Source organism: Ignavibacteriales bacterium (genome assembly GCA_026390795.1).
GTDB lineage: Bacteria > Bacteroidota > Ignavibacteria > Ignavibacteriales > Melioribacteraceae > Fen-1258.
Genome location: JAPLFG010000003.1, coordinates 1,873,924 through 1,899,053, shown reverse-complemented (window position 1 = coordinate 1,899,053; position 25,130 = coordinate 1,873,924). Strand labels below are relative to the sequence as shown.

The window sequence follows — 25,130 nt, the reverse complement described above, 5'->3', positions numbered from 1 at the left end:
ATTCGGGAAAAGGAGTGTTATAAGTGAAAAAAATAATTTTATTATCGTTTATTTTCGCATCTGTTTTGTTTGCTCAGGTTGAATCCTCATCCAGCAGCAATACATTTAACAGGGAAGGTAACTTCTTTCTTGATTACGCCGGATACATGAGCGCCGTACCTAATAAAACACGCATAGATGTTTTCGTTCAAGTCCCCTATTCAAATATCTCCTTTGTTAAGAAAGATGACGGATTCCGCGGCGGTTTTGATATTACCTTAACTTTTATGGATGAGAAGAAGAATAATATCATCTTTGAACGTAACTGGAAAGAAAAAGTCAGTTCGGAAGATTTTACAAATACATTGTCCAAATCAAATTTTTATCTAAGTTATAAATCATTTGATCTTTCACCCGGCAAATATTTTTTAAAATGTGTAGTGGAAGATTCCGATTCAAGACGAATTTCATCTAAAGAACTACCGCTCAATGTTCGTCAAATAACAGATTCACTTGGAGTGAGCGACATAATGCTTATCTCGGAAATTGTTAAAGAAGCAGGTGGGGAAAGAATTGTACCTAATATTTCTTCGACTGTTACAAGCAAGAATACATCACTCTCCTTCTTCTTCGATCTTTATTCCAGCAAGCAACAGGATGTTGTTCTTGAATACACATTTAATGATATTAAAGAAAATACTTCTTTAAAGCAGGAAGATCCGCGGACCCTAAAACCAGGTGTTAATACAATTACACATACCATAAAAAATACAAATTTTACTGTCGGTGATTTTGAATTGACCGTTACCTTAAAAGATATTAATAGGAAAACGATTACTTCAGTCGACAAAAAATTACACGCCAAAATCGGCGGTCTACCTTCTACAATAATTGATCTGGACATTGCGATTAATCAGATGTTGTACATAGCTTCTCCAGAAGAACTAGATTATATAAAGGATGGAAAAGCCTACGACGAAAAAATGGCCCGCTTCCTAACGTTTTGGGATAAGAAAAAACCAAACCCTAAAGAAGATGACAATCCAATTCTTTATGAATACTACAGACGTATTGATTACGCCAACAAACACTTCAAAGGGCTTGGTGATGGATGGAGAAGTGATATGGGGATGGTTTTTGTCACTTTCGGTCCGCCAAGTTCAGTTGAGAGACATCCTATGGATATGGACTCGAAGCCTTATGAAATATGGCAATATTACGAATTGAACCGATCATTTGTGTTCCTGGATCATACTGGCTTTGGCGATTACCGTTTGTTGGATCCTGATTACAGCCGGTGGCCGGGATACAGACAATAACAGTGGCGAGTTTTGAATGATGAGTTATGGGTTCTCACTCCTGAGTACATAAATTGATATTTATCAACAATCATATAATAACCATTCACTATTAACTGAAAACTAAAAACTACTTATTGATAAATGATTCTCACTATTACACTTAATCCTCTATTAGAACGCAGATTATTTTTTGAATCCGTAGAACTCGGCAAATCAAATAAAAGTACAAATGAGATTTTTTATGCTGGAGGAAAAGGAATTAATGTAAACCGTCAATTAAATTTCCTCGGCGTTCAAAATTCAGCATTCACTTTTCTTGGGGGAAACAATGGTAAAGTTTTACGTCATTGTTTAACTCATGATAAAATTGAATTCTCCGTTGTATCGGCAAAATCAGAGACTCGAATTGCCGATTTAATTATCGAAAAAAACAATAACCGCGTTTCTACTTTCTTTGGAATGAATAGCATAATTACTTCAGAGGAAGCTTCGGAATTCAAGAACAAACTTGAAAAAATGATTCTGAACTGTTCCATAGTTGTATTTGCAGGAAGTTCACCTTGCAAAGAGACCGATGATATCTTTCCTTTTGGAATTGAGCTTGCAAATAAACACGATAAAATTTCGATATTAGATACGTACGGAAATCATCTTAATGATTGTATATCCGCCTCTCCCACAGTAATTCATAATAATGTAGAAGAAGTAGAAAGATCTCTGAATATTTCGTTGAGTACCGAAAAAGATAAATTAGATTTTCTGCATGAACTCTATTCAAAAAATATCAAGCTGATTTTTTTAACGGACGGCGCCAATCCAATTTATGCTAGCAAATTTAATTTCCATTATAAAATAATTCCGCCGCGGGTTGATGTGTTAGATTCGACCGGAAGCGGCGACGCATTTGTCGCCGGTGTTGCATACGGATTGGAAAATGCTCTTGTCTTTGACGAATTTGTTAAGAGAGCCGCAGCGCTTGGTGCTTTAAATGCTACACGATTTGAAACGTGCGAAGTTACTTCTGAACTTATGGAAGGATTGGCTCTCGATGTGGAATTAAGTACAATCGGTAAAAAGATGAAGATCATCAATGACACTCCGAATTATAAATAGAAAATGGAACGCGGATTAATTATGTCCGAAGGACTCCTATGGAGATAATTAAGATTATTCATGATCTAATTCTCGTTACTCATAATAATCAGCGTCACCTGCGTTCTTTTACGAATCTAACTTTCATTATTTATTTCATAATCATCATAAATTCATTCTCTCAAACAATTTCAAGAATCCAGATCACAGGAGAAAAAGTATTTTCGGCAAATGACTATTTGAGCTGGTCTAAAATTTCAACGGGCTCTAAATATTTTGCCGGATTGGAAGACTCGGTAAAATCTAGAATCACTTCCGCTTTGGAAGAGAGAGGATATCTTAACTCTTCCATTCGTAAAATTGTGATTGAAAAAATTGATTCGGTAAATTCTTCGCTCTTTATAAATGTTTCTGAAGGTAAGCCAACTCTCATCAATAAAATAAAATTTGGTAGAGCAGTTAAAGATTCAACCCGGATAGCAGAAATTCTCTCTCAACTTGAAAACCAACCGTTAACAAACGCTAATATGAGCTTCGCTCTTTCTGAAGTTCTAGATTATTATGAAAATATTGGTTACCCGTTTTCTTCAATAAGAATTGAATCCGTTGAACTTACAAATCCTTCCGGCGAAGAGACAAATGAAGACCGCTTTGCTAATCTTATTCTTTACATCGATGAAGGCGTTAAAAGTAAAATCGACAAGATAGAAATTCAGGGCAATGACAGAACAAAAGATTTTGTAATTACACGTGCTTTACATTTAAAAACAGGCCAAGAGTATTCTCAAAAAAAAATTGATGAAATACCGGACCGTTTAAACCGTTTACGTTTCTTTGAACCGGTTGAACAGCCGGAGTTTTATTTTAACTCCAAACAAGAAGGTGTCTTAAAAATATCTATAAAAGAAAAGCAGACAAATTATTTTGACGGAATTCTTGGATATGTGCCCGCAGTAAATGATAAAGAGAGAGGTTATTTAACGGGTTTTATAAATGTTAACATGCGCAATCTATTTGGAACAGGCCGCGCGGCATCATTCCGATGGCAGCAGGAGAACCGTTCTTCTCAAGAACTTGAGCTGCATTATCTTGAACCCTGGCTCTTTGATCTCCCGTTTAATATTGAAGGCTCATTACTGCAGCGAAAACAGGATTCAACTTATGTTCAGCGCAACCTCGAAGGAAGTTTGGAATATTTGGCGACAGATGAAATTTCCGCTTCAATTATTATCGGTACACAATCCACTATTCCATCAGAACTGAATTCACAAAACTCTACCGTATTTAATTCCACTTCTTTCACAACCGGAGTTAATTTTAGAATTGATACCCGCGATGATTTTTACGCTCCGACAAAAGGAATTTATTTAAATAATAGTTACAAATTCATTTCGAAAAGAATAAACGGTCCGACCGGATTTATAACTCCAGATACAAAATTGAATATTTCACTGCAGCGATTGGAATTCGATTTTACTATTTTCAGTCAACTCTTTCAGAAACAGGTTGCTGCTATAGGTGTTCACGGTCGCGAATTACGAGGAGACAACACAGATTTAAGTGATTTGTATTTTCTCGGCGGTGCAAATACTTTACGCGGATATAGAGAGAAGCAATTCCAAGGCAACAGAATTTTTTGGTCTAATCTTGAATACAGATTTCTTCTCTCTAAACGTTCGTTTACATTTCTGTTTCTCGACAGCGGATATTTTTTACGCAACGAGGATAAACAGAAAAACATTCCGGAGATTTCTTCTTTTAAGATCGGTTACGGCTTTGGTCTGAATATTGAGACCGGTCTTGGTGTTCTGGGTGTAAGTTTTGCTCTTGCTAAAGGAGATTCCTTCGGTGATGGAAAAATACATTTTGGAATAATAAATGAATTTTGATGCGCACACTAAAAGATTTTGACAACAAATTCCTCTCCCCAAAAATTAAACTTATTGCCGGAGTTGATGAAGCTGGGCGCGGTCCGCTTGCCGGGCCTGTTGTTGCCGCCGCGGTTATATTTGATAAAAACACCTTTCATAAAGAGATCAACGATTCAAAACAAGTTACTGAAAAGAAACGGGAAGAACTTTATGTGTGGATTTTAGAAAATTGTCTTTCGTACGGAATTGGAATTATTGGACACGAAGAGATTGATGAGATAAATATTTTACAAGCGTCACTTAAAGCAATGAAACATGCTGCGTCCAAGCTTTCCCTTATTCCAAATTTAATTTTAATTGACGGTAACAAATCTTTTATCTCTGATATTAAAACAAAAACAGTGGTTAAGGGAGACGCAAAATCATTCTCAATAGCAGCCGCATCAATTATTGCAAAAGTAACACGTGATGGAATTATGAAGGAAGCTCACAATAAATTTCCGGAATACTTATGGAACCGGAATAAAGGCTACGCTACTCTTGCTCACAGAGAAGCTGTAAAGAAATTCGGAGCTTCGCCAATTCACCGTAAAACTTTTTTGAAAAATATTTTAGAAGAAGTACAAGAAAAACTTTTTACTGAAGAATTCAGGCAATAGAAAATGAGTAGCTGAGTTCCTGAGTAACTAAGTGCCTGAGTGCCTAAGCATACTGATAAATTGGGTTTGACTATTGACAACTGACTTGAATACGAACAAACGTAAGACCGGCAATTACGGCGAAGACCTTGCTTGTAAATTTTTACAACAGCTTGGTTACCAAATTGTTGAACGGAATTATTTTTACGGGCATGGCGAAATTGATATTATTGTCAAGGATAAAGACGAGTTAGTTTTTATTGAAGTTAAATACAGAACTAATGATGAATACGGACCGCCGGAACTGTCCATTTCAAAAGGAAAGCAAAAACTGATCAGAAGAACAGCCGAAGCTTATCTTTTTGACAAAAAAATCAGCGAACAGAATTGCCGAATAGATTTGATTGCTATCCTTCATCTAAAAGATGAAAAACCAAAGATCAATCATATCAAGAACGCATTTTAATCCCATTTGTCATTCCCTCATGATTAAATCGGGAATCCATTTGTGAATTAGGTTGCCAATAAAAATACTAAGCCATTCCGATCGGAGATGCAAAGTCATTTCGAGCGAAGTCGAGAAATGGATGTATTGCGTCGCTCATGTTTCGTGGAGTTTATCACGATGATAATCGGGGCTCAACATGACTGAGTTTTTCTGAAATTTAATGGAATATTTCCGGTGTTACTTCAAAGTATTCGATTCTTTTACTATTTTGTTACTGTCATAAAAATAATTTCGAATGAATCTTCCAAAACATAAATACGGGCGCCGGTTAACTTACGGGGATTACCTTTATAATTTTTTTGCAACGTTAACGGGCTTAACCATATTCAACTGGGAATTTCTTAAGCAGGCATTCATGCCTCCTTACGAAATATCGGAAATTAAAAAACATATGACCGAGCTAGGTGTTAAAACGCTTGGGATTGTAAGCATCACCGGATTTATAATTGGACTTGTACTTGCAATGCAGAGTCAGCCGGTAATGCAAAGATTCGGCGCAGGCGATTTTCTTCCGGGAATGGTTTCTCTTTCTGTTGTACGTGAACTCGGTCCCGTAATAACAGCTTTAATATTTGCCGGACGTGTCAGTTCCGGTATTGGCGCAGAACTTGGCTCGATGCGAGTTACAGAACAAATAGACGCAATGGAAGTTTCGGCAATTAATCCATTCAAATATCTTGTAGTTACACGCGTTATTGCAACAACAATGATTCTTCCTGTTCTTACAATCTACGTTGTTATAATTGCAGTCATGGGCGCTTACCTTGCAATAGTTATTGTCGAGCCGATGAGTTTTCAATATTATCAAAACTCGGTAGTTCAATCGGTTGAATTTGGAGATTTTATTCCCGGTATTGCAAAGACATTTATCTTTGGATACATAGTTGGGCTTGTAGGTTCATATAAAGGATATTCTGCCGAAGGCGGAACAGAAGGCGTCGGACGCGCGTCAACAACTTCCGTGGTTCTTGCCTCTCTGCTTATTTTAGTTTTTGATATGGTCTTAGTTAAAATTACGTTGTGGTTATGGCCGACTCTATAGTTAAAGTTGAAAATCTTACAAAACGTTTTGAGGAACTTCTTGTTCTCGAAAATGTTTCCATTGAAGTTCTCCGCGCAGAGAATCTTATTGTTTTTGGAAAAAGCGGATCCGGTAAAAGCGTTTTGCTCAAATGTATAATCGGTCTGATGAAACCCGACAGTGGAAATATTTTCATCAACAATGAAAACATTTTAGAATTATCAATAAAACAATTGAACAAAGTGCGTAAGGATATCGGATTTTTATTTCAAGGCGCGGCTTTATACGATTCAATGACGGTGCGTGAAAATCTGGCATTCCCGCTAAAACGCCACTTCGATGAGATGACGCCGGAACAAATTGATGATAAAGTTAAATACACTTTAGAACTTGTTTCACTTGAAGAAGCAATTGATAAAATGCCTTCCGAACTTTCCGGCGGTATGAAAAAGAGAATCGGGCTTGCACGTTCAATAATAACCGATCCGGCGCTGATGCTTTATGATGAGCCGACAACCGGGCTCGATCCGATTACATCGAAAGAAATTAGCGAACTAATACTCAATCTTCAGAAAAAATTGAATATGACTTCAATTGTTGTAACACACGATCTGATCTGCGCGGAAATTATAGCCGACCGCGCTATATTTTTGAAAGAAGCCCATGTTGCTTACGAAGGAAATATTGATGAATTGATCAAGTCCAATGATCCTTTCTTGAAAAATTTTTTCAGTCATGAAATTATAAAAGTTTAGCGGAGTAAAAGATGTTAAAACAACTTGAAGGCGCTCGTCTCGGAATTTTTGTTTTTTTTGGAACTGTACTATTTGTAATCTCCATTTTTCTATTGGGCAGCAAAGAAAAACTTTTTACCCGCTCTACTGAGCTAAAAGCATACTTTGCGCAGATCGAAGGATTGAAAAGCGGCGCCCCAGTTCGATTAAGTGGTTACGATATTGGAAGCGTAAGTTCAATTTCATTTTCAAACGATTCAACAGGAAACGTGGAAGTGAAAATGAGGATTGATAATGAACTTAAACATTTCATTCACATTGATAGTGAAGCTTCTATTGAAACCGAGGGTTTGGTCGGTAAAAAAATAGTTACAATAACTGCAGGAAGTACAGAAACTTCTGAAGTTGGTGACAATGGAGTCATCCGTTCCAAAAATCCGGTTAACATTTCCGCAATTATGGAAGACACTAAATCAATAATGGGCAACATCAATAATCTTACAAAAGATTTTTCAGAAATTTTTACAAAGATAAACAAAGGAGAAGGTTCAGTCGGCAAACTTGTCAACGATGATCAACTTTATACTTCGGCTGTGAACGCAACAAAATCCGCCGATAAAAGTTTGAGTGTAATTACAAAGCGTCTGGATGAAATTGCCGACATCGTTGTAAGTACAAGCACTAGTTTGAAAACAATTATCGGAAATATAGACAGCGCGACGGTTGACGTTCGCAATCTTATACATAAAGTTAAACGCGGTGAAGGTGCTCTTGGTTCTTTAATTGTGGACAACAATGTTGCAGACTCTGTTAAAATAATAATCAAGAATTTGGCTAAGACTTCTGATGATGCACGTATTGCAACATCTAGTTTAGCGGAAAATATGGAAGCTCTTAAGCATAACTGGCTCTTTAAAAGTTATTTTGAAGAACGTGGATATTGGAACCAATCCGAATATGAGAAAGCGATTGATCTTCAACTTACAGAACTGAAAAAGCAGCAGGCAATTCTTGATAATAAAATGAAGGAACTGAAAGAACTCGAGTCAAAAATAAACACTAAAAAATAGCATTATAGAGAACTGAATTATAAATAATATTTAGATGGTTGTTCAATCTTTTTAATTGCACATCACCACGATAAGCATACTATTTTTCAAAATAGATACAGCTGAAAAACGTGTTGAAAGTTAGAGAATATATTGAATTTGTTTTTAATCTTATATTTTCCGATAAAGATGTAAAATCAATTCTGTTTTTAGTATTATCATTCATACTCACTTCGTATACAAACAACTATTCCCAGAACAACAATCCAATTTTCGAACAAATTTTTCTGCAGCATGGTCTTTCACAGAGCATCGTAACTCATATTATTCAGGATAAAACGGGATTCATCTGGATTGCAACAGAAGATGGCTTGAATAAATTTGACGGATATGAATTCAAGGTATATAGAAACGATCCGAATAATACAAATAGTCCTTCCTACAATCAGATAACCGCTCTTTACGGTGACACAGATGGAAGAATCTGGATAGGTACTTTTTACGGTGGCTTGGATCTGTATGATCCTTTAAAGAATAAATTTACTCATCATCGTTTCGATCCGAAAAATGAGGCAACACTAAGCAATAATAACGTAAATGTAATCTATGAAGATAAGGAAGGATACCTGTGGATTGGCACAGATGCAGGATTGAATAAATTCGATAAAACAACACGTAAGTTCACGCGTTTCCAGAACAATCCCAAAAATGATAAGAGTCTGAGCCATAACATTATAAGATCTATTTGCGAAGATAAGGAGGGAAATCTCTGGATAGGAACGGATAACGGTTTAAATAGATTTGATAGAAAAAATGATTCTTTTACAGTATTTCTAAATGAGCCGGGAAATTCAAAGAGTATTAGCCATAATGAAATTTATTCTATTTATTGCGACAGATCAGGAATTTTATGGATAGGTACACGCGGCGGCGGATTGAACAAATTAATTCCTCCTACAAAAAATAATTCACTCTCATCTTTCATAAGATATAAAAATGTACCTGGCAACCCCGGCAGCATCAATAATGATCAGGTTTATGCTATCTACGAGGATACGAACGGAACACTTTGGATTGGAACGAACGGAGGCGGACTAAATATTTTCGACAGGAAGACAGAATCATTTAGACATTACCTGCATAATCCGTTGAATCCTGCCAGTCTAAGCTATAATGAAGTCAGGTCCATTTTTGAAGACAGATCCGGTCTTATATGGATTGGCACTTACGGAGGGGGAATTGATTTGGTTAATAGGGGAAGAAAAAAATTTAATCTTTATAGTAAAATTCCAAACACTCCTAACAGTCTAAACGAAAACATTGTTTGGTCTATTTACGAAGATAATTCCGGTATAATTTGGATAGGAACTCACGGCGGCGGATTGAATAGCTTGGACCGTTCAAAAAAACTTTATACTCATTATCTGCATGACCCGAATAATACAAATAGTCTGAGCCATAATATTGTTCGCTTAGTATTTGAAGATAAAGAGAGCAATTTTTGGGTAGGCACAAACGGAGGAGGATTGAACCTATTCTACAAAGCGACGGGAAATTTTAAATCATTCACCCACAGAGAAAATGATACTTACAGTATCAGCTATAATGAATTGCGATCAATTTATCAGGACCGTTCGGGAACTATATGGATAGGAACAAACGGCGGTGGACTTAACAAGATGATTTTTGATAATAACAAAAAATCTTCGCCAAAATTTATTACTTACAGGAATTCGCCTGATGATCAAAATAGCCTTAGCAATGATTTTGTACGTGTAATTTTTGAAGATCATAACGGAAACTTTTGGATTGGAACACAAGGAGGAGGACTAAACAAGTTTGACAGAGAAAAAAATATTTTTACTCATTACCGCGCAAAAAGCGGTGATATAAAGAGCATCAACAATGATTATATTTTTGCTATCTATGAAGACTCACATAATAGATTGTGGCTTGGCACCTGGGGAGGCGGACTAATTGAATTTGATGTACTGAATAAAACTTTCAGAAGTTATACAATAAAAAATGGCTTACCAAGTGATGCTATTTATGGAATGCTGGAAGATGAAGACGGCTTTCTTTGGATAAGTACTAATAACGGTCTTGCCAAATTCGATCCTGACAAAAAAACTTTTAAGAATTTCAATGTCAGCGATGGTCTGCAGAATAATGAATTCAACGGAGGATCATTTTTCAAGAGCAAAAACGGCGAAATGTTCTTTGGCGGCATTGGAGGATTTAATTCCTTTTATCCTAAAGAAATTAAAGATAACACTCATATTCCTCCAGTTGTAATAACCAGCTTCAAAAAACTAAATCGGGAAGTTACTTTTGAAAGACCGATTAATACCATAAACGAGATCGAACTTTCTAACGAGGATTATCTTTTCTCATTCGAATTTGCATCACTCGATTTCAACTCGCCTCCTAAAAACATGTACGCATATAAAATGGAAGGACTTGATGAAAACTGGATCACTACAACTGCAGATAAACGATACGCTGTTTATACAACTTTGTCGCCGGGTAAATATGTGTTTCATGTAAAAGGTTCCAACAATGATGGAATCTGGAATGAAACCGGAACTTCAATTAACATTATTATTCTGCCTCCTTTCTGGAAAACGTGGTGGTTCATTGCGATTTGTTTAATGCTTACCGGCGGTTTATTTGTTTTTTCATTAAAGAGAAGAATGAAGAACGTGAGAATACTAACCGAACTGCGTACAGCTCACGAAACTCAAATGTCTATTATGCCCAATAAAGATCCCGAGATTGAATTGTTCGATTTCTCAGCTTTATGCATTCCTGCAAGTGAAGTAGGAGGTGATTTCTTCGACTATATCTGGATGGACGAAGAGAAAACGAAACTTGGAATAATCATTGGCGACGTTTCAGGTAAAGGAATGAAATCTGCCATGAATGCTCTCCTGTGCAGCGGAATGATTACTTCTCTTATTCACGGTAATCTTACAGTAAAAGAAATTATGACACGTGTAAACAGATCTTTATTTTCAAAAACAGACAGAAAGATGTTTACAGCTTTATGCTTTTCAATGCTTGATATTAGAACTAAAGAATTAATTTTTACAAATGCGGGCTTGAATCCACCGCTGGTAAAAACCAATGGTAAAGTTTTTTCTTTGGAAAGTTCAGGACCTAAATTTCCTCTGGGCGGACTTCCAACTACCGAGTACAAAGAGCAGAAGCATCAATTTACATCGGGAGATATTTTACTCTTTTCCACAGACGGAATTACTGAAGCACAGAACAAAGAGAAAGAATTATACGGAGCGGGCAGATTAATAACTCTTCTCGAATTGATGGACACACATTCACTCTCGGCTCAACAGATCAAAGAAGCTATATTTGAGAACGTAACACAATTCACGTTTCATACAAATCAAAGCGATGATATGACTTTGATTATCATAAAAGTGCTCTAAAAAACGTTAATCCCTCGAACAATAAATAATCGCGAAGGATTTCCAGTCTCAATTACTTATGTGTCTCCCTAAGAATTTTTGTATTTTAATTTTTGGAAAAAGAAAAACCCGGGATGAAATCAAAACATAAAGTCTCACAAGAGAACAAAATAATTGTCAAAGGAGCACGGCAGCATAACCTTAAAAACGTTTCGTTAGAAATTCCACGAAATAAATTAGTTGTGTTTACCGGTGTAAGCGGCAGCGGAAAGTCCTCTCTCGTATTCGATACAATTTATGCGGAAGGTCAGCGGCGTTATGTAGAAAGTTTATCATCCTACGCGCGCCAGTTTCTTGAACGGATGAACAAACCGGATGTTGATTTTATTTTTGGAATTTCTCCCGCAGTTGCAATTGAACAAAAGACCGGCGCAAGAAATCCGCGCTCAACAGTAGGAACAAGCACAGAGATATTTGATTATTTGCGTCTACTTTATGCCCGCATCGGAAAAACAATTTGTTTTAGCTGCGGTAAAGTTGTTAAGAAAGATACGGTTGCAACCGTTTCCGAATGGTTGGAAGATCAAGATGAAGAAGCGAAATTTTACCTCGGATTCCCGATCCATTCGCATGAAGGAAGAACTGTTAAAGAAGAAATTGACTTACTTAGGAAAAAAGGTTTCTTCAGAATCTTCTTGAAAGAAAAATTAATTGACCTGAATGAAACTAAAACTATTCCTAAATCGAAAAAAGATATTTTTGTTGTTCTCGACCGCTTCAAGATCAAGAAAGGAAAAGTAAGGGAAACTCTTGCGGAATCAATTGAGGCGGCGTTTAAAGAAGGAGAAGGTCGGCTTGCAATCATAAATGCCGAGACTAACCAGTCCAAGCAATTCACAAAATTTTACGAATGCTGCGGAATCCGTTATGAAGAACCCGAACCAAGATTTTTTTCATTCAACAATCCTTTCGGTGCATGCCCGGTCTGCCAGGGCTTCGGCAAAACGATGGGATATGAGATGGATCTCATCGTTCCTAATCCAAGATTAAGTTTGATGGAAGGCGCCGTGGCTCCATGGCGCACTGTGAAGAACAGCAAATATCTCAGAGACTTGATTAGAAACAATGATAACAGAATTCCTTTGAACATTCCATTCAAAGATTTATCCGAAGAACAATTAACATTCGTCAAAGATGGATTCAAAGGATTTGTAGGAATAAACGGATTCTTCAAACATCTTGAAGAAAAAACTTACAGGATGGGAATCCGGATTTTGTTGAGCAAATACCGGGGGTATACAACTTGCGCAGCATGCCGCGGCTCACGTCTGCGCCGCGAAGCTCTTCAGGTTATGATTGATGAAAAATCAATACACGAAATTGTTCAAATGTCTATCGAACGCGCCCAGATTTTTTTCAAACTCTTATCTCTTACAGATTACGAAAAGGCAATCGCACAAAGAATTTTTGATGAAATTGTAAAACGTCTCGCATTTTTAAATGATGTAGGGCTTGGTTATCTATCATTAGACCGTTTGAGCAGCACACTTTCCGGAGGCGAAACTCAGCGGATCAATCTTGCGACTTCTCTTGGCTCCGCATTGATGGGAACGCTTTATGTTCTGGATGAACCGTCAATAGGTTTACATCCGCGTGATAATGCTAAGCTGATTAATATTTTAAAATCGCTTCGTGATCTTGGTAATACAGTTTTAGTTGTAGAACACGATAAAGATATGATGCATGAATCCGATCTGATTTTTGATATGGGACCACGCGCTGGTATTCACGGCGGGGAAATCGTGGCATCGGGAACATGCGATGAGATAATAGCAAATGAGAAATCACTCACGGGAAAATATCTTTCCGGTACTCTTCAGATTCCGATTCCTAAAAATCGAAACACTTTGGAAACAGAATCAATAAAAATTATCGGTGCACGAGAGAACAATCTTAAAAATATTAATGTCGAGTTCCCTCTTAAAAAATTTGTTGTAGTTACCGGGGTTAGCGGTTCGGGTAAATCAACTTTAGTTCATGATATTCTTTACAGCGGCATAATAAAAATAAACGGCGGCAATCCCCGTAAGCTTGGTAAGTATGATTCAATTGAGGGCTCCCGTTACATAGATGAAATAGAGATTGTTGATCAGTCTCCTATCGGAAAATCTCCCCGTTCAAATCCGATCAGTTATGTAAAAGGATATGAAACAATACGCGAACTTTTTGCAAATACACCGCAAGCACGTTCGCGCGGTTACAAGCCGGGTTACTTTTCGTTCAACGTCCCGGGCGGAAGATGCGAGACATGCCAGGGCGAAGGATACATAACTATCGAGATGCAATTTCTTGCCGATCTTTATCTTGAATGTGATGATTGCAAAAGTACACGATTCAAAAAAGAAGTAAGGGAAATTACTTACCGTGGGAAAAATATTGTTGATGTTTTGAACATGACCGTTGACGAAGCAATCGAATTCTTTGTTAACAACACAAAAATAGTTTCAATGCTTCAAGTTCTTTCAGATGTTGGGTTGGGCTACATAAAACTCGGTCAGCCTTCAACTACACTTTCGGGCGGAGAGGCACAGCGTGTTAAACTTGCCTTGCATCTTTCCCAGCAGAAGAAAAATCAGCATACACTTTTTATTTTTGACGAACCGACAACCGGTCTCCACTTCGACGACATTGGAAAGCTTCTAAAATGTTTTCAGATGCTAATAGAAAACAAAAATTCGGTTGTTATAATTGAACACAATTTAGATATAATTAAATGTGCCGATCATGTAATTGATCTTGGTCCCGAAGCCGGAGATAAAGGTGGCGAGGTTGTTGCCGTTGGTACTCCAGAAGAGATTTCCGAGAATGAAAAATCGCACACTGGAAGATTTCTTAAAAGCTATTTAAACTAAGAGAGATATTGAATTAAAATAAATTGTACTTTGTTCTATACGTATTAATCTAATTTTAATAGAATTTAATTATGGAACTGATATGTACCAGACAGATAGAAAATATATAACTCCCGAAATGAAAATGTCCGCCTTGATTTTCGACAATCCGTTGATCCTTTTGCTTATGGAACATTCAGGATTGGATTTCATTGTTCACGACAAAACCGTAATGCAATTGTGTGAAGAGAACAAGATCAGCGAGAAAGTTTTTGTCACATTCGCAAATTTGTACAACGGTTTTAATCTTTCAGGAGAAGAGAATTTTTCTAACAATGATATAGCCGATATTATAACATACTTGAAAAACTCTCACAACTATTATGAGAATGAAAAGTACCCGGAGATTAAAAAATACATTCAAGAGCTTTATTCAAAAAACACTTCACCCGAAATAAAACTGATAGACAAATTTTTTAACGAATATTTTGAAGAAGTGAAAGAACATCTTTCGTACGAGAACAGAATTGCATTCCCCTATTTTAACGAACTTCTGCGAATCGGAAATCAGAAAAAAGCCGACCGGCAAAAAACCAATTTTTCAGTGGACGAGTACAGCGAACATCATACGGATATAGAATCGAAACTAACCGACTTGAAAGAGCTTTTATTAAAGTACGTTCCGGTTCAAAATGACAGAGTACTCAGAAGAAAAATTGTTGTCAGTTTATTCGAACTTGAGTATGATTTAAATGTTCATTCAATAATTGAAGAGACTGTATTAATGCCTTTAATCGGCAAATTGGAGAAAAGTTTATAATTGAATAACCGGCATATTAATATTGCGGTTCTTGAACCTTCTCAGATTATTTACGAAGGACTTTCGAATATATTTTTAAAATCGGGGCAATATTTTCAAATGCTCAGGATAGACACTTTTGACGAGTTGGAAAATTATTTTGGAAAGAAGAAACTTGATGTAATAATCATCAACCCTTCTCAAATTCAAAACAAGGACAAAGAATTCACTGCATTGAAAAATGCTCAGACAGATACATACTGGGTTGCGCTGGTTTATACTTTTTTCAATCAGAAGATGTTGTCGTTATTCGATAAGACAATCCATATCACGGACACGCCCGATTCAATTATCGGTTTGATTAATAAAATAAATGAATCCAATTCGTCGGCTTCACCCACTGCGGGGCACGAGCAGCTTTCCGACCGCGAGATAGAAGTATTAAAATTAGTTGCCGCGGGTTTATCAAACAAAGAAATAGCCGATAAGTTGTTCATAAGCATTCACACAGTAATAAGCCACCGGAAGAATATCTCTCAAAAGACCGGAATAAAAAGTCAAGCCGGATTGACCATTTACGCCATTTTGAATAAAATCATTCAGATAGAAGACTTTTCAGGCTAATTTCCCGTAAGATATCCCTATTAGTTGGGATACAAACCTCAATAATTCACCTTATTTAGCGATTGTAAGAAGATCGGACTGTCCATAATTTTCTTACCGAATTATGAATCAATGATAAAAGTATTGTGATTAAACTCGACAACAGCTTAGCGATAACTGTGAGATCCAGAATAAATTTTTAAGAAGATTATATGACAACTCAAACATTAACGGCAATCCTTCTTTCCGATCTTCAGAATGATGAGACCGGAATAATTACGAAAATAAACGGACACGGTGCATTTCGAAAACGAATAACAGAAATGGGATTTGTAAAAGGTAAATCTGTAAAGGTCATCAAAAACGCTCCATTGCAGGATCCGATCGAATATGAAGTAATGGACTTCCGAGTATCTCTACGCAGAAGCGAAGCTCGTTTGATAGAAGTTGTTCCTGCAGATGAATATGATCAACTCTTCCAGTCGTCTTATAAAGGAATGTTTGACGAAGGTATGATTGAGAATACAATCGTTGAACAAAGTAAGACAATCAATGTCGCACTTGTTGGAAATCCGAATTCAGGTAAAACAACATTGTTCAATTTTGCAACCGGCAAACATGAAAGAGTTGGAAATTACGGCGGTGTAACAGTCGATACGAAAGAAGCTTTTGTAAATCAAAACGGATACTTGATAAATGTTACCGATCTACCCGGAACATATTCAATTTCGGAATATTCACCCGAAGAACTCTTTGTGCGTCGTCATCTTACCGAAAAGAAGCCTGATGTAGTTGTCAATATCATCGACTCTTCTAATCTCGAACGGAATCTTTTCCTGACTTCTCAGTTGATGGATATGAACATAAAGGTTGTTATAGCATTGAATATGTACGATGAACTGGAAAACAAAGGTGATAAATTTGATCACGAAACACTCGCAAAAATGATCGGTATTCCCATTGTTACAACAGTTGCTTCGAAAGGAAAAGGCATCAAGGATTTGTTTTCAAAAATAATTGATGTTTATGAAAACACAGATCCCATCGCCAGGCAGGTTCACATCAATTACGGAACAAACATTGAAGAAGCCATCAATATTTTAAAATCGGAAATCAATAAGAACGAAGAGGTTGGTAATCTTTATTTCCCGCGTTATACTGCTATCAAACTAATCGAAAACGATAAAAGTTTTACTGATCAAATATCAAATGTACCAGGTACAGCAAATCTTCTTTCACTGGCTCAAAAAGAAAAAACAGAATTAGAGCGCGAATACAAAGAAAAATCCGACACAATCATTGCCGATGCGAAATACGGATTTATAAACGGAGTTCTTAAAGACACATTTAAACAACACAAGATTAATAAGAGGCAGACAAGTCATTCTATTGATTTCATGTTAACGCACAAATACCTGGGTTTCCCGTTTTTCATTTTCTTTTTGTGGGTAATGTTCCAATTAACTTTTTCGCTCGGAAGCTACCCGATGAATTGGATCGATTCAGGTGTTAGCGCGCTTGGCGATTTATTAGGTAATGTAATTCCGGCAGGTTCTTTACACGATTTAATTGTTGACGGAATTATAGGCGGTGTTGGCGGCGTAATAGTTTTTCTTCCGAACATTTTAATTCTCTTTTTCTGTATTTCTCTGATGGAAGATACAGGCTACATGGCCCGGGCGGCTTTTATTATGGATAAGCTGATGCATAAAATGGGCTTGCACGGAAAATCATTTATTCCTTTAATAATGGGTTTCGGATGCAATGTTCCTGCGGTCATGGCAACACGCACACTAGAGAATAGAAAAGATAGAATCTTGACTATGCTAATTCTTCCGTTCATGTCATGCAGCGCACGGTTGCCGGTTTATGTTTTACTAATCTCGGCGTTCTTTCCAAAGAATCAAGGGCTTGTTCTTTTATCCATTTACGTAATTGGAATAGCACTCGCGATTTTAGTGGCGCTGGTTTTCAAAAGAATATTTTTTGCAAAGGAAGATGTTCCTTTTGTAATGGAACTTCCGCCATACCGGATTCCGACTTTAAGAAATACAACTATTCACATGTGGAATAAAAGCGTTCAATACCTTACAAAAATGGGAACTGTAATTTTAACAGCATCAATAATTATTTGGGCGCTCGGTTATTTTCCACGCGATATAAAATATTCAAAAGATTACAACACAATGAGCAATCAAATTTCTTCCAATTCTTCTTTAACAAGCAAAGAAAAAGAAAAGGAGATTGCTCTGATTGAAATAAATAAAGAATCCGAACGGATGGAAAATTCTTATATCGGCAGGCTCGGACATTTGATTGTTCCCGTAATTCAGCCGCTCGGCTGGGATTGGAAAATCGGAGTGAGCATAATTACCGGTCTAGCAGCAAAAGAAATTGTAATCGGTTCGATGAGCGTACTTTATCAATCTGAAATTACATCCGGCGATAATTCGGTTAATCTTAAGAACAGATTGCAGGAACAGGTATTTACAAGCGGGCCTAAGATAGGAGAGAAAGTTTTTTCACCGCTGGTAGCATATTCGCTGATGTTGTTCATACTTATTTATTTTCCTTGCGTTGCAGTAATAGCGGCAATCAAAAAAGAGGCAAACTGGAAATGGGCATCATTCACAATGGTATATACTACTGTACTGGCGTGGTTTATTGCTTTTAGTGTTTATCATATTGGAAATATTTTTTAGGACAAAATTATGAATCAAGATTTAGCAGTATTTGCAATTATCGGTTTGACAGCAAGCCTCACAGTTTTTTCTTTCATAAAGAATTTACTGACTAAGAAAACTAAAAACGGCTGCGGCGGATGCACGGGATGCGAGTTATCCAAGTTCGATGCTGGATGTAAACATTAAAATACACAATTAGTTTACCTGCCTTGAAATTACCCTACATGAATCTCAAATTCAATTTCTAACATTAGTGTATTGAATTTTAACTAGCATGATTCTATCTTTTGCCAGAATTATAGGATGAAACCGGATAAACCTCTTGAGTATTACGAGAGTTTGAATTTTCCGTTTACACCCGGTATTTGAAAACTATTTTTGAGGATTTTCTGTTATTATAAAAATCAATCATTAAAGAAGGATTCCTTTGACAAATAAGTTTTCTATTGTAATAAATAAAGAAATAAACGCTCCTTCATCTAAAGTGTGGGATGCTCTTACTAATCCGGAAATTATAAAACAATATCTCTTTGGAACAGAAACGGTGACAGATTGGAAAGTCGGCAGGCCAATCGTTTTTCAAGGTGTTTGGGAGGGAGTGGAATATAAAGATAAAGGAACCATACTCGAGTTTATTCCCCAACAAAAACTTAAGTATAATTATTGGAGTTCGTTTTCCAAGTTGGAAGATGTACCGGAAAATTATCAGCAAATCACATTTAATCTTAAAAGCCAAGGGGATAAAACAATTCTTACACTAACTCAAGATAATGTTCCTAATCTGCAGTCTAAAGAACACTCCGAAGCAAATTGGTTGATAGTTCTGAATTTGATGAAAGAAATAATTGAAAGATAATTTTAATCCAGTCATGTAAAAAAATTTATAAAGGTATAATTATGCTTAAAGATACTTTAGTAGAGTTGTTTGAGCGAGATTTGAACAAACTGATTGAAGAGATCAAGTTATATAAAAATGAAAGCGATCTGTGGATCAAGCAGGGTTCAATTGCAAATTCAGCAGGAAATTTAACTTTGCATCTCATCGGTAATCTGAACCACTTTATTGGTTTTGCATTAGGAAATACGGGTTACAAAAGAGAAAGAGAAGCAGAGTTCAACACTGTAATGGTTCCGCGAAAAGAATTGCTAACCTCACTTGAAAGAACAAATTCTGTTGTTAAAAATGCTTTATCAAATCTTAAGACAGAAGATTTTGAAAAACCATTTCCGCTAGAAAAACAGGGCGAAATATTTTCTACAAATTATATGCTTCTCCATCTGCTCGCTCATCTCAGCTATCATCTTGGACAGATAAATTATCACAGAAGACTTATTCGAAGAGAATCATTATGAAATATTGGCTTATTAAATCGGAATCGGAAACTTTTTCGATTGATGATCTTGCGAAGAACAAAACAACATATTGGGACGGAGTCCGCAATTACCAGGCTCGTAATTTTATTAGAGATGAAATGAAAGCCGGCGACAAAGTGATATTCTATCACAGCAGTACAGAAATTCCGGCAGCAGTTGGAATTTGCGAAGTCGTTAAAGAAGCGTATCCGGATTTCACCGCTTTCGATCCTAAAGACGTTCACTACGATCCAAAAAGTAAAAAGGATTCTCCCGCATGGTTTATGGTTGATATTAAGTTTGTGAAAAAGTTTAGTAACCCGGTTTCAATAGCCGAGATAAAAGCAAACAAGAAATTGCAGAAGATGAATCTTATTCAGCAAGGAAACCGTTTATCTGTAATGCCGGTAACTAAAGAAGAGTTCGAAGAAATTGCTAGAATGGGAAATTAACCTGTCATCATTAGTTAATAATATTCATCCAAAAAGAATTAGAACCCTCAAAGAAGGAATAATTAAAAACGGTCCGGTAATTTATTGGATGCAGCGTGATCAACGTGCTCATGATAACTGGGCTTTGCTTCATGCCCAGCAAATTGCACTTGAAAGGAAAATTCCTCTTTATGTTATTTTTAACCTTGTTCCAAATTTTTTAGAAGCAAGCATCCGTCAATATGGTTTTATGCTGAAAGGACTGGAAGAAGTTGAGAACGAACTTCTGCGATTTAACATTCCATTTTTATTGTTAAGCGGTAATCCGGAAATTGAAATTCCAAAGTATGTTGTTGAATCTGATGCTTCGGCACTGGTTACAGATTTCAATCCTCTAAAAAGTGTACGCCGTTGGAAAAAATCTGTAGCAGAAAAAATAGAAATTCCATTTTATGAGGTTGATGCACACAATATTGTTCCATGTCTGGTTGCATCAAACAAGCTGGAGTTCGCGGCTTATACTATACGACCCAAGATTCAAAAATTATTACCGGAATTTATGGATGAGTTTCCTTCCTTGAAGAAAATGAAACGAAGTAATTTTAATAACGATAAAGTTGATTGGCAAAAAATTAGAAGTTCACTTAAAATAAATTTTGATGTCCCGGAAGTTGATTGGATTATACCCGGCGAGAAAACTGCTCATCTTATATTGGAATATTTTATAAAACATAAATTGAAAAATTATAACGAGAAGCGTAATGATCCGAACGCAAATGGTGCCTCTAATCTCTCACCTTACCTTCACTTTGGGCAGATTTCTCCTCAGCGTGTTGCTTTAATGATACAACCGATGACCGAATATTCTGAATCACATAAATCGTTTTTAGAAGAACTGATTGTGAGACGGGAATTAGCCGATAATTTTTGTTACTTCAATGAAAATTACGATTCATTTGATGGTTTTCCGGATTGGGCAAAGAACTCGTTGAATTCTCATCGCAAAGATAAACGTGAGTATGAATATTCACTCAAGCAATTTGAGAACGCCAAAACTCATGACGAACTCTGGAATGCCGCACAATCAGAGATGATAAGTAAAGGTAAGATGCATGGATATATGCGAATGTATTGGGCAAAAAAAATTTTGGAATGGAGCAAATTACCAGAAGAGGCAATGCGCATTGCAATTTACTTAAATGATAAATATGAACTTGACGGCAGGGATCCGAATGGTTATGCAGGAATTGCATGGTCAATAGGCGGTGTTCACGACCGCGCTTGGTTCGATCGTTCTGTTTATGGTAAAACCCGTTACATGAATTACAACGGCTGCGCTAAAAAATTTGACGTAAAAAAATATATTGCCGGCAATCAATTTTGATCTAACTCAAAGCTTTCCGGCATAAATCAATTCTGTTCATCAGCTTTTTTTATGTCTGCCTTAAATTTCTCGTAAGATTGTTTCCCTTTTAAGAATGAAATCTTCTTTCCGTTTTTATCATAAATTAAAGTAGCCGGTAAAGCGCCGTTCCATTTTTTATCAAGAGCATTTATCAAATCTTCATCTCCCGAAAAACCGCTTACGTAATTAGTAAAATTCGCTTTATTCGATTTTAAGAATGGAATAATCTTGGTTTTGACTTCATCCGGATAATCCGCACTAATGCCAACGAACTCAACATTTTGCATTTCGCCAGCCAATTTAACTATCGATGGAAATTCCTCTCTGCAAGGAATGCACCAAGTTGCCCACAAATTTAGAAAAAGAACTTTTCCGTTCCGGTCCTTTATTAGCTTTGTCAGTTTTGTTTTATCAATCGGTTCAACTTTTATTTCTTGTGCTCGATAAATTTCAAATTGAGAAGCAATAAAGAGTAAAATCAAAACCATGAAAATTTTTCTCAACATCATTCCGCTCTTTTTATTGAACAGCCAAATGCTTTAGTCTCCGAAACTTCAACCTTCTTGCCGGTAAGAACTTCATCTAATGCTGCTCTTAAATCTTTAGTTTTAACATCAGACTCGCGGCGATTGTCGTCTATTCTGCCATGATATAATATATTCATATTGGCGTCAAGCACGTATGTCTCCGGCGTAACTGAAGCATCAAATTTATCGGCTACAACATTGTTTGGATCTTTTAGAATTAAAAAATCGAGTTTATTTGATTTTGCATGTTCTTTGATTTCTTCAACGCTCTCCTTCTCATTGGAATTAACACCAATGAATGTCACACCTTTATCTTTATAATCGGCATAAAGTTTAGCCATACGCGGATTATAGGCATTGGAAACCGGGCATTGAGTTGCGATGAACATTACAACAGTAGCTTTGGAATTTTTAAAATCGCTTAATTGATATTCTTTGCCATTATAGTCTTTCAATCTAAAATTTGCAGCTTTCTTTGGCTCACTTGCAAATGACTTAGAAGTTATCAGCATTGCAAATAAAAGAACAACCTGAATAAGAAAATTTATTTTGGTTTTCATCTTTGTATCCTTTCTTTTATGAATTCATTTTTAAAATATTCAGACAAGTGATAAAGGTCAATATTAAGTCCGTTAAGAAACGTTAAAGGCAAAATTTTTACACTGGGTGAACATTCTTCAACCGAAAAATGTTCCATATACTACGGACAGAAAGGTTTATATGAAAAAGATTACTCAATCATACCTCGCTATAATTTTTTTGTTTTCATCTTGTAATCCGGCGCAAACACAATTACAAATAGAATTGGCTTTTCCTAATCTTACATTCGAGCAGCCTGTCGATATCCAAAATTCCGGAGATGGTTCGAATCGGCTTTTTATTCTGGAACAACGCGGAGTAATTTCTGTTTTCAAGAATACTCAATTTACTACCTCAAAAAAAACATTTCTCGATTTAAGCGATAAAGTGCTAAGCGGCGGAGAGATGGGTTTGCTTGGCTTAGCATTTCATCCGGATTATAAAAATAACGGTTATTTTTTTGTTGATTACACAACCGATAATCCTAGGCGTACAATTATATCGAGATTCAAGGTTGATGCTAATGATCCGGACAAAGCAGATCGAAACAGCGAATTGATTTTGCTGGAAGTAAATCAGCCGTATACAAATCATAATGGCGGACGAATTTCTTTTGGACCGGATGGCTTTCTCTATATTTCTTTCGGCGACGGCGGCTCGGGCGGCGACCCTCAGAATAACGCGCAAAATCTTTCTTCACTTCTCGGAAAAATTTTACGAATCGATATTAATAACAAAACCGGGTCATTGAATTATGCCATTCCGCCCGATAATCCATTTAAAGGAAATACATCGGGACACCGGGAAGAAATTTTTGCATATGGTTTTAGAAATGTCTGGCGTTTCAGTTTTGATTTTGAGACTAAAAAACTTTGGGCTGCAGATGTTGGGCAAAATGCATGGGAAGAAATTGATCTAATAGAAAAAGGAGGCAATTACGGCTGGAGATGTTTTGAAGGGAATCATTCATACAATACATCCGGATGCAACGCTACCGATTATATTAAACCGATTTGGGAATATGGACACAACAATGACGGCGGTTATTCAATTACGGGAGGATTTGTTTACCACGGCAAAAATGCATCGGAACTCTTAGGAAAATATGTTTATGCGGATTATGTCTCCGGAAAGATTTGGGCAATTGAACTTCAAGGTTCGGTTGTTAAAAATAATTTGTTGTTCTCATCTTCAAACCCAATATCAACATTTGGTCTTGATGAGAATAACGAACTTTACTTTGCAAACTACGCAATAGGTAAAATTTATAAATTCATCGGAACCCCGGTTACAAAAGTTGGCAAGTTAGATTTACCCAGTGAATATGAGCTTAAGCAAAACTATCCGAATCCATTTAATCCAAGTACTATTATAAGTTATCAAATAGCAGTTGGCGGTTTAGTGACTCTAAAAGTTTACGATTTCATTGGCAGAGAAGTTGCGACATTAGTAAAAGAATTCAAACCACCGGGAATTTATAACTCTCAATTCTCAACATTGCTTACTGGAAGGCATGTTAACAATTCTCAATTAAGTTCGGGTGTTTACTTCTACACTCTCCAAGCCAATGATTTTATAAAAACAAAAAAAATGCTTCTGGTAAAATAATTCAGCTTCAAGTTCTCCCGCCGGTATTTCACTCTTACAAATTACTCTTTAGAATCTTTAATAATGTTTTAGTAGCTTTATAAAAACAATTTACACCTTATGAAAACTTTCAGCTATTCATTCTTAGCAAAATTATTTTACCGTTACGGAAATATTCCTCTAAGCATACTGCTTCTTATTTATCTCGCCGCTTCAATCATCGGGGCTTTATCGCATTGGTACTTCGCTTTCTTTGTGGCAATTAATTTTGCAATTATCATTTGGCTCAATAGATATTACATCAAAACGTATAGACAATTTCCATTTAGAATCTCTGCGGATAATGAGAGATTAGTTTGTTCCGATTTCTTTTTCTCCTCAAAGACTTTCGAAATAAAGGTTGAAAATATTGATAAAATATCCGGTGGTATTTTTAATGGCTATCCTACACGACCGGTTTATATTCATGATAGTTTACAAAACAGAACAATCGGTTTTTATGCGAGTGCCGGAAAATTTAATGAACTGCTTTTAATAATCATGAAGAATATAAATGAAGATCTTTATCAACAACTGATAGATAAAATGAAGGGGTTAAGATCCGGGCATAAAGAATGAAAAAGAAAGTCCCGGCAAAGCGGGACTTTCAGTTT

The 25,130-nt window shown here is 36.4% G+C and carries 22 protein-coding genes; 20 read left to right on the top strand and 2 right to left on the bottom strand.

Going from position 1 to position 25,130, the window contains the following annotated elements:
* Window positions 1-23 precede the first annotated feature (23 nt).
* From NTX65_11940 to NTX65_11855, 18 genes are all read left to right on the top strand, one after another.
* Entirely contained in the window at window positions 24-1,298 is a 1,275-nt protein-coding gene (locus NTX65_11940) for a GWxTD domain-containing protein (GenBank protein MCX6170047.1), read from the top strand.
* Between the two features lie 123 nt (window positions 1,299-1,421).
* The gene (locus NTX65_11935) at window positions 1,422-2,393 is read left to right on the top strand and encodes a PfkB family carbohydrate kinase (protein MCX6170046.1); all 972 of its coding nucleotides are present in this window, start codon (window positions 1,422-1,424) and stop codon (window positions 2,391-2,393) included.
* Window positions 2,394-2,431: 38 nt separating this feature from the next.
* Window positions 2,432-4,261, top strand: a complete 1,830-nt coding sequence (locus NTX65_11930) for a BamA/TamA family outer membrane protein (protein MCX6170045.1) — start codon at window positions 2,432-2,434, stop codon at window positions 4,259-4,261.
* A complete protein-coding gene (locus tag NTX65_11925) occupies window positions 4,261-4,902 on the top strand; it encodes a ribonuclease HII (GenBank protein MCX6170044.1) in 642 nt (213 codons plus the stop codon). The genes NTX65_11930 and NTX65_11925 overlap by 1 nt, the downstream gene beginning before the upstream one ends.
* An 85-nt stretch (window positions 4,903-4,987) precedes the next feature.
* Complete coding sequence (locus NTX65_11920) at window positions 4,988-5,347, top strand: YraN family protein (protein MCX6170043.1); 360 nt, start codon at window positions 4,988-4,990, stop codon at window positions 5,345-5,347.
* 277 nt (window positions 5,348-5,624) lie between these two features.
* Window positions 5,625-6,431 carry an ABC transporter permease gene (locus NTX65_11915; GenBank protein MCX6170042.1) on the top strand — a complete coding sequence of 269 codons (807 nt, stop codon included), beginning with the start codon at window positions 5,625-5,627 and terminating at the stop codon, window positions 6,429-6,431.
* Window positions 6,416-7,165, top strand: coding sequence for an ATP-binding cassette domain-containing protein (locus NTX65_11910; protein ID MCX6170041.1), 750 nt, complete (start codon window positions 6,416-6,418; stop codon window positions 7,163-7,165). The genes NTX65_11915 and NTX65_11910 overlap by 16 nt, the downstream gene beginning before the upstream one ends.
* Before the next feature lie 11 nt (window positions 7,166-7,176).
* The gene (locus NTX65_11905; protein ID MCX6170040.1) at window positions 7,177-8,214 is read left to right on the top strand and encodes an MlaD family protein; all 1,038 of its coding nucleotides are present in this window, start codon (window positions 7,177-7,179) and stop codon (window positions 8,212-8,214) included.
* A 113-nt stretch (window positions 8,215-8,327) separates the two neighbouring features.
* Complete coding sequence (locus NTX65_11900) at window positions 8,328-11,639, top strand: SpoIIE family protein phosphatase (GenBank protein ID MCX6170039.1); 3,312 nt, start codon at window positions 8,328-8,330, stop codon at window positions 11,637-11,639.
* Window positions 11,640-11,752: 113 nt separating this feature from the next.
* Window positions 11,753-14,530 carry an excinuclease ABC subunit UvrA gene (gene uvrA / locus NTX65_11895; GenBank protein MCX6170038.1) on the top strand — a complete coding sequence of 926 codons (2,778 nt, stop codon included), beginning with the start codon at window positions 11,753-11,755 and terminating at the stop codon, window positions 14,528-14,530.
* Between the two features lie 82 nt (window positions 14,531-14,612).
* The gene (locus NTX65_11890) at window positions 14,613-15,329 is read left to right on the top strand and encodes a hemerythrin domain-containing protein (protein ID MCX6170037.1); all 717 of its coding nucleotides are present in this window, start codon (window positions 14,613-14,615) and stop codon (window positions 15,327-15,329) included.
* On the top strand, window positions 15,330-15,932 hold the full coding sequence (locus tag NTX65_11885) for a LuxR C-terminal-related transcriptional regulator (GenBank protein ID MCX6170036.1): 603 nt from the start codon (window positions 15,330-15,332) through the stop codon (window positions 15,930-15,932).
* Window positions 15,933-16,123: 191 nt separating this feature from the next.
* Window positions 16,124-18,613, top strand: a complete 2,490-nt coding sequence (gene feoB / locus NTX65_11880; GenBank protein MCX6170035.1) for a ferrous iron transport protein B — start codon at window positions 16,124-16,126, stop codon at window positions 18,611-18,613.
* 9 nt (window positions 18,614-18,622) lie between these two features.
* On the top strand, window positions 18,623-18,781 hold the full coding sequence (locus NTX65_11875) for a hypothetical protein (protein ID MCX6170034.1): 159 nt from the start codon (window positions 18,623-18,625) through the stop codon (window positions 18,779-18,781).
* A 241-nt stretch (window positions 18,782-19,022) separates the two neighbouring features.
* Window positions 19,023-19,451: an SRPBCC family protein gene (locus NTX65_11870; protein ID MCX6170033.1), complete on the top strand. Its 429-nt coding sequence runs from the start codon at window positions 19,023-19,025 to the stop codon at window positions 19,449-19,451.
* A 41-nt stretch (window positions 19,452-19,492) separates the two neighbouring features.
* Window positions 19,493-19,948, top strand: a complete 456-nt coding sequence (locus tag NTX65_11865; protein ID MCX6170032.1) for a DUF1572 family protein — start codon at window positions 19,493-19,495, stop codon at window positions 19,946-19,948.
* Entirely contained in the window at window positions 19,945-20,400 is a 456-nt protein-coding gene (locus NTX65_11860) for an EVE domain-containing protein (protein MCX6170031.1), read from the top strand. The genes NTX65_11865 and NTX65_11860 overlap by 4 nt, the downstream gene beginning before the upstream one ends.
* Window positions 20,381-21,763, top strand: a complete 1,383-nt coding sequence (locus NTX65_11855) for a deoxyribodipyrimidine photo-lyase (GenBank protein MCX6170030.1) — start codon at window positions 20,381-20,383, stop codon at window positions 21,761-21,763. The genes NTX65_11860 and NTX65_11855 overlap by 20 nt, the downstream gene beginning before the upstream one ends.
* A 26-nt stretch (window positions 21,764-21,789) precedes the next feature.
* On the opposite strand, the gene NTX65_11850 is transcribed toward NTX65_11855, so the two are convergent.
* Window positions 21,790-22,293, bottom strand: a complete 504-nt coding sequence (locus tag NTX65_11850) for a TlpA disulfide reductase family protein (GenBank protein ID MCX6170029.1) — start codon at window positions 22,291-22,293, stop codon at window positions 21,790-21,792.
* Window positions 22,290-22,871 carry a thioredoxin family protein gene (locus tag NTX65_11845; GenBank protein ID MCX6170028.1) on the bottom strand — a complete coding sequence of 194 codons (582 nt, stop codon included), beginning with the start codon at window positions 22,869-22,871 and terminating at the stop codon, window positions 22,290-22,292. The genes NTX65_11850 and NTX65_11845 overlap by 4 nt, the downstream gene beginning before the upstream one ends.
* A gap of 160 nt (window positions 22,872-23,031) precedes the next feature.
* On the opposite strand from NTX65_11845, the gene NTX65_11840 reads away from it, so the two are divergent.
* Both NTX65_11840 and NTX65_11835 read left to right on the top strand, forming a co-directional pair.
* A complete protein-coding gene (locus NTX65_11840; GenBank protein MCX6170027.1) occupies window positions 23,032-24,498 on the top strand; it encodes a PQQ-dependent sugar dehydrogenase in 1,467 nt (488 codons plus the stop codon).
* A gap of 99 nt (window positions 24,499-24,597) precedes the next feature.
* Window positions 24,598-25,095 carry a hypothetical protein gene (locus tag NTX65_11835; GenBank protein ID MCX6170026.1) on the top strand — a complete coding sequence of 166 codons (498 nt, stop codon included), beginning with the start codon at window positions 24,598-24,600 and terminating at the stop codon, window positions 25,093-25,095.
* Window positions 25,096-25,130: the final 35 nt, after the last annotated feature.

Coding starts and splice junctions, on each gene's coding strand:
- NTX65_11935 (MCX6170046.1), top strand. CDS start 1,422: ATGATTCTCACTATTACACTTAATCCTCTATTAGAACGCAGATTATTT.
- NTX65_11930 (MCX6170045.1), top strand. CDS start 2,432: ATGGAGATAATTAAGATTATTCATGATCTAATTCTCGTTACTCATAAT.
- NTX65_11925 (MCX6170044.1), top strand. CDS start 4,261: ATGCGCACACTAAAAGATTTTGACAACAAATTCCTCTCCCCAAAAATT.
- NTX65_11915 (MCX6170042.1), top strand. CDS start 5,625: ATGAATCTTCCAAAACATAAATACGGGCGCCGGTTAACTTACGGGGAT.
- NTX65_11910 (MCX6170041.1), top strand. CDS start 6,416: ATGGCCGACTCTATAGTTAAAGTTGAAAATCTTACAAAACGTTTTGAG.
- NTX65_11905 (MCX6170040.1), top strand. CDS start 7,177: ATGTTAAAACAACTTGAAGGCGCTCGTCTCGGAATTTTTGTTTTTTTT.
- uvrA (MCX6170038.1), top strand. CDS start 11,753: ATGAAATCAAAACATAAAGTCTCACAAGAGAACAAAATAATTGTCAAA.
- NTX65_11890 (MCX6170037.1), top strand. CDS start 14,613: ATGTACCAGACAGATAGAAAATATATAACTCCCGAAATGAAAATGTCC.
- feoB (MCX6170035.1), top strand. CDS start 16,124: ATGACAACTCAAACATTAACGGCAATCCTTCTTTCCGATCTTCAGAAT.
- NTX65_11875 (MCX6170034.1), top strand. CDS start 18,623: ATGAATCAAGATTTAGCAGTATTTGCAATTATCGGTTTGACAGCAAGC.
- NTX65_11865 (MCX6170032.1), top strand. CDS start 19,493: ATGCTTAAAGATACTTTAGTAGAGTTGTTTGAGCGAGATTTGAACAAA.
- NTX65_11860 (MCX6170031.1), top strand. CDS start 19,945: ATGAAATATTGGCTTATTAAATCGGAATCGGAAACTTTTTCGATTGAT.
- NTX65_11850 (MCX6170029.1), bottom strand. CDS start 22,293: ATGATGTTGAGAAAAATTTTCATGGTTTTGATTTTACTCTTTATTGCT.
- NTX65_11845 (MCX6170028.1), bottom strand. CDS start 22,871: ATGAAAACCAAAATAAATTTTCTTATTCAGGTTGTTCTTTTATTTGCA.
- NTX65_11840 (MCX6170027.1), top strand. CDS start 23,032: ATGAAAAAGATTACTCAATCATACCTCGCTATAATTTTTTTGTTTTCA.
- NTX65_11835 (MCX6170026.1), top strand. CDS start 24,598: ATGAAAACTTTCAGCTATTCATTCTTAGCAAAATTATTTTACCGTTAC.